This window comes from Enterococcus sp. 3H8_DIV0648, from assembly GCF_002140655.1.
In the GTDB taxonomy this organism is placed as follows: domain Bacteria; phylum Bacillota; class Bacilli; order Lactobacillales; family Enterococcaceae; genus Enterococcus_A; species Enterococcus_A hulanensis.
This window is the reverse complement of the sequence record NZ_NGLG01000001.1, coordinates 2335118-2337964: the sequence shown is the minus strand read 5'-3', so window position 1 is coordinate 2337964 and position 2847 is coordinate 2335118. Positions and strand designations below refer to the sequence as shown.

Annotated in this window: 2 protein-coding genes and 1 pseudogene; all 3 read left to right on the top strand. The window is 38.9% G+C overall.

Annotated elements, in window-relative coordinates; genetic code table 11:
- The first annotated feature begins 207 nt into the window (after positions 1 to 207).
- A complete protein-coding gene (locus tag A5875_RS10660) occupies positions 208 to 471 on the top strand; it encodes a type II toxin-antitoxin system Phd/YefM family antitoxin (protein WP_088933581.1) in 264 nt (87 codons plus the stop codon).
- Positions 471 to 626, top strand: a pseudogene (locus tag A5875_RS10655) (Txe/YoeB family addiction module toxin); the annotation flags it as partial. The gene A5875_RS10660 and the pseudogene A5875_RS10655, both read left to right, overlap by 1 nt.
- A 486-nt stretch (positions 627 to 1112) precedes the next feature.
- Positions 1113 to 2847, top strand: a 1735-nt coding sequence (locus A5875_RS10650) for a BspA family leucine-rich repeat surface protein (protein WP_176244659.1), incomplete at its 3' end; no start/stop codon positions are given.

Sequence of the window (2847 nt, the reverse complement as noted above, 5' to 3'; positions counted from 1 at the left end):
CAATTCTTTCTGTATGGTCATACTATGAACGTGGATTTTAAAAAATATGAATCATTTAAAGTGCAAATTTTTGCGCTTTTTTTATATGCCAAAATAGCGCTTTTTTAGCGGAGAATTTCAATTAGTTTTTTTAAAGAAAGCAACCACTCTGTTGTCGTACTAAATTAAGTACGTTAATGTTTAAGATATAAAAGGGAGGTTTGGAACATGGCAAATACGACGTTAAATCCTAGCACTGCGCGAAAAAATTTCTATAAACTACTGAAAGAAGTAAATGAAAATCATACAGAGATTCATATCATCAGTGACCGTAGTGAGAATAACGCAGTGCTAATTGGACTAGATGATTGGAAAGCAATACAAGAGACATTATTTCTTGAACAAACTGGAACTTTAGATACTGTTAGAGCACGAGAAAAAGATGACAGCGGATTTACAGACGTTGATGAAATTGATTGGGATAATTTATAATGAGCAATTATACTGTCCGAATTAAAAACTCGGCCAAAGCTGATTTAAAGAAAATCAAACAATTCAGTTTAACCGCTCAATTTCAGAAGATCGTCGAAACATTGAAAGATACCCCGTATATACCAACTCAAGCATTCGAAAAGTTAAAACCCACTCAGGAAGAAAGAATTGTTGAGATTTATTCAGCTTGGACCCATTATGAAAAATAATAAAAACTTTTACAGCTTTTCAGCTTAAAAGATGTTGAAGATATAAAAGAGATTTTTGATGATCTGATATGGACTAAAGTCAGGAAAGAGGAGCCTAGGTTCCCCTTTCCTATTTTTGTATTTTTTTCGAGGGAAGAAAACGCGATGCTTTCGTGCCTTAATTCAGGATATTGATAATCGTTCCGATCATCGAAACTTGTTGGAGACGCGGTTTATATGGATGGTGTAGAGAAGTCGATTGAGGCTTCTCTTTTTTTTGCGGAGAATTAAACAATCAAACAGATAATAAATAATTTTTCGTTTTATAGTTTAATAATGCATTCGCATAGAAAATAATCAAGAATAGGTTATAATTAACGTGAAGTAATTACAATGAAAATGAATAGTTTGCTTAGAATTAAAGGGAAAAGATAAAGGATCTGGGGGATGGAGATGAACAAAAAAAGAATGGGAAAAAATGGTGAACGAATCCAGCGATTTGTTTACAAGAAGATCAATAAACAATTAATTAGTGTTGCCGGAAGTGTACTGATCGTCTTAGGCAGTTATGCGGTTGTACCATTACAAGTATTAGCAACAGAAACAACGACCGAAGAAGCAGCACAAGCACAACCGAGCAACGGCGTTTTATCGACCGTAGCAAGCAGCGAACTTGGCGCAGAGACACCGCCGACCACCGCAAATCAAGAAGGCGCAGCACAAGAAACACCACCAACTACAACTGATGATGCCCAAGCACCAACAGAAACTGAATCAAAGGCAGCTGATGAGGCGGAGATCTCAGAGGAAACAGATCAACAAGCCGACACCGCCAAAACCCGCGCACAACCACAACCTCAAAGCGATGCTGCTGATGAAGGCTGGGAGTATGAAAATCGAGGAACGTATGTAGAAATTACAGAATACACAGGTGACGTGGTGAATATTACCATTCCAGCGAAGATTGAAGGATTGCCGGTGGAAATTAATTTGGGAACTGTGTTGAAAGAGAAGATGGCAAATGAAAATGAGGCGGTAACAGAAACCTTCAAGATTGAATCGGCTGGTGAAGGGGAGACACCTGTTAAGTTGGTAGGGACGTTTAGGGAGTTGTTTGCTTGTCCGACGGGTGGCGGATATTATTCTAATACTACACTCACCTCTGTTGATTTTGAGAATGCAGATTGTTCGGAAATTCAGGATATGAACGCTATGTTTTTTGGATGTATTCAGTTGAAAGACTTAAACCTATCCAGCTGGAATACGAGCAAAGTAGTTAATCTGAACTCTATGTTTTATGGGTGTACTCAGTTGAAAGACTTAAACTTAACCGGTTGGAATACGAGCAAAGTTCAGAATATGAGCGATATGTTTAATGGATGTAGTGAGTTGAAAGAGTTAGATTTAACCGGCTGGAATACGAGCAAAGTTCAGGATATGAGCGCAATGTTTATTGACTGTATTCAGTTGAAAGACTTAAACCTATCCGGTTGGGATACGAGCCAAGTTCAGACTATGTTCGGGATGTTTTTTGGTTGTAGTCAGTTGCAAAGTTTAAACTTATCCGGCTGGGATACGAGTCAAGTTCAGGATATGGGACGAATGTTTTTTTTCAGCGACAACCTTTCAACATTGACACTGTCTTCAGACTTTGAGTTTAAAGATAATACTGGCTTACGTGGGCTTCCTAATGATTCAGGAGATACGACCTATCGTTGGGTGAAGGATGATTTTGCGGCAATGTATGATTCAACAACTGCTTTCATTGCAGCGCATAATGACTTGACTGAAACAGCAACAAATCATACGTATAAGATTAAGGCTTTAGATAATCCGACTGCTGAAGGTTGGTGGTTTGATGATAAAGGAACCTATATGGAGATTACCTCTTACAATGGTGACCCGACCAATATCACCGTTCCGGCGAAGATTTACGGAAAACCAGTGGAAATTAATTTGGGAACTGTGTTGAAAGAGAAGATGGCAAATGAAAATGAGGCGGTAACAAAAACCTTTACGATTGAATCGGCTGGTGAAGGGGAGACGCCTGTTAAGCTGGTAGGGACGTTTAAGGCGTTGTTTGCTCGTCCGACGGGTAGTGGCGGGTATACTCCTAATACCACACTCACCTCTGCGGATTTTGGGAATGCAGATTGTTCGGAAATTCAGGATATGAGCTATATGTTTT